Here is a 2,454-nt window from a genome sequence, read left to right on the forward strand (position 1 = left end):
TTGCTAGCGTTCCGATAGGGCTTGTAACCCAATTGTACCAAGTCCTTTGCCAATCTCGTTTGTTTGCATTTTTACCTAGGTTTGCTATTCAGTAATTTGTGAACCGTTCGAACTCTAACAGCGCCTCATCATGCGTTAATCCTTGATCGATTGCGTATTGCAAATTAGGTTCAAAATCTTCTGGCAATCGACAACCGCGATTAGCTTGCGCTCGTTTTGCTTTTTTGGGAACGTTCTCTTGCTCGTGAATGGGGGGTTGGTTGTCTACACCCGTTGTGATTTGCTCTGATATGGTCTCAACAGCAGCAACCTCTGTTGGTTCGTCAACCAAATCGATTGTTGCTAAACTTTCAGAACCAATTTCTTTTTTTGCTAAAACGATAGTTTTAGTTTTTTTATTATATATGTTTGTATTGTTTGTTATAGCATCACAAGCATCATGCTTAGCATCCTTAAGCATGCTGTTAGCATCATGCTTAATATCACAAGCATCTTTTGTATTTTTATCCCATCTTGCCTTCGCTGCCTTCTGCGCTCTCTCTGAAAACTTATTCAAATTCTCATTAGAGTTGTTGAGTTCCTCTTCAACCTGTAAACTCCATAAACGACCGTCTTCTAAACGTATCAGTTTCTCATCACTCAATAAAAAATCTAGCGCTTTATTAAAAGCTTTTACTGAACAACCAGAAATGCGTGCTAATATAGAGGCATTCTCAAGAATTGGCTGTCTCTTCTTATACATAAGCAATATCAACATCATATAAGTCGATATTTGATGCGACGTCATTCCACTAGCATCAGATACCCAATCAGAAGGAAAACAACGAACCCAAGCTAACTTAGTTGACATATTTCCCCTCCTGTTCTTTATTATTATTTAGATCTTCATTGAAGTTATTGAGTTCCTCCTCAACTTGTGAACTCCACAAACGACCATCTTCTAAACGAATGATGTATCCCTCTTCTAGCAAAACATTCAATGCTGTCTCAAATTTCTTTACTGAATAACCAGTGTAATGAGATAAAACTTTAATATTACAAAAAAGAGGTTCACCAGTACGAAGCATGCGAAATCGCAATCTCATATAGATATTACCTTCTACAGGAGGTAAATAATCGACGACCACCGCCCATTTATCGGCAAACAGTCTCGTCCATGGTATTTTACTGGACATGTATATCCCCTTCTTTCATCAAATATAAAATTGCTAAAGCATCTGCTTCGTTGTCGTCTTTAGGTACATGTCCTTTTGCACATACCGCCTTAATCATTTCTTCTTTTGAGGCGTTGCCTTTTCCTGTCGTCGCCTTCTTAATTGTGCCAACAGGAATGCCTTCATATGGTATCTGATGATGTTCACACCACGCTGTTAAGGTTGCTAGAAAGCCCCCATAAATATGAGAAGCGTCTGTACCCACATGCTGGCGCACCTCTTCAAAATACACCGCGTCAATTTCATCAACAGATCTCTTTAGTTCAGTAAGCCACCGTTTAAAGCGTAAATAACGTATACCACCGCCTTCAAAACGGCGTGATTGAAAATCTTCTGTATCGCTTGTTATGTGACCATCAGCACCGCATATCGCCCAGCCTGTCTTGGTCCCTAGATCAAGACATAAAATGGTTTGTGCGTTAGTGATCATAATCCCCCCCTTAAGGCTCTACGTATTCATATGTGTGTTATGACAGAGCGTGTTGTGATTGCCTGTCTTGAAAAAATGTTTTTGAAAAAGTATCCTCCCAACGATTCTAAAAAAGTGGGGAGGGGAAAGATGCAAGAATGGATAAAGATATTTCTTACAGGTTTCCTGTCATTTATCGGATCACTTTCAGTAGCGCTTATTTTAAGAAATAAAGACCGTAAAGAAGCCGCTACAATCCGCAAAGATGATTTAGAAACAGCTGCAAAAAAACGAGAAGAAGATAGAGAATGGATAAGCAAGCAATTTGCAGAAAGCCAAGAGCAGACGATAGCCCTTAAAGAGCAAGCGATATCGACAAAAGATCTTGCCAAATGGTCAGAAGAACGTATTAAAATTTTGTTAGATAACAAAAGAGTAGAGGATTTAGAAACGCCACCTTCCATATATACAACTGGACCCCATTTGCCAACAAAAGGCAAGTGGACGCTTCTTTGTTTAAAGATAAAAAACAATGCACAAACTGTCATCCACGTTTTAAATATAAAGCTAAAAGATGGTTCTCGCTTTATTCTTGGATATGGCATTAGATACAAACCGGAAATAAGATTGCGGCAAATGCAATCACCATATGTTAATCCTGATGCCAGACCAACGTCACACACAATATCATCCGGATACTGTGAGAAAGCAAAGGATTTTCGAACGGGACAAGAAATCGATGTTAATATTTCTATAGCTCCCTCAGAAGGCAAACCTTCAAAAATCCTTATTTTTGTAGCAGCACGTGAAGAAGATATAAAAGACCAAGTT

General features: G+C 39.0%; 3 protein-coding genes and 1 pseudogene. 1 reads left to right on the forward strand and 3 read right to left on the reverse strand.

The window, feature by feature from the left end; translation table 11 throughout:
• The 3 genes and pseudogenes from ACFIQE_RS09585 to ACFIQE_RS09595 all read right to left on the reverse strand — a co-directional run.
• Positions 1-850: pseudogene (locus ACFIQE_RS09585) on the reverse strand (DUF1376 domain-containing protein); the annotation flags it as partial.
• Positions 840-1,175 (reverse strand): DUF1376 domain-containing protein, encoded by a 336-nt coding sequence (locus tag ACFIQE_RS09590; protein ID WP_375630449.1) that lies wholly within the window; start codon positions 1,173-1,175, stop codon positions 840-842. The pseudogene ACFIQE_RS09585 and the gene ACFIQE_RS09590, both read right to left, overlap by 11 nt.
• Positions 1,165-1,644 carry a crossover junction endodeoxyribonuclease RuvC gene (locus ACFIQE_RS09595; protein WP_375707630.1) on the reverse strand — a complete coding sequence of 160 codons (480 nt, stop codon included), beginning with the start codon at positions 1,642-1,644 and terminating at the stop codon, positions 1,165-1,167. Before ACFIQE_RS09595 ends, ACFIQE_RS09590 begins: the two co-directional genes overlap by 11 nt.
• Before the next feature lie 30 nt (positions 1,645-1,674).
• On the opposite strand from ACFIQE_RS09595, the gene ACFIQE_RS09600 reads away from it, so the two are divergent.
• Positions 1,675-2,454 (forward strand): hypothetical protein (locus ACFIQE_RS09600; RefSeq protein WP_375707631.1); only part of this gene is annotated, 780 nt, incomplete at its 3' end.

Origin of the sequence: Bartonella sp. AA1HLJMS, from assembly GCF_042197445.1 — a bacterium.
Taxonomy (GTDB): domain Bacteria; phylum Pseudomonadota; class Alphaproteobacteria; order Rhizobiales; family Rhizobiaceae; genus Bartonella.

Coding starts and splice junctions, on each gene's coding strand:
- ACFIQE_RS09590 (WP_375630449.1), bottom strand. CDS start 1,175: ATGTCCAGTAAAATACCATGGACGAGACTGTTTGCCGATAAATGGGCG.
- ACFIQE_RS09595 (WP_375707630.1), bottom strand. CDS start 1,644: ATGATCACTAACGCACAAACCATTTTATGTCTTGATCTAGGGACCAAG.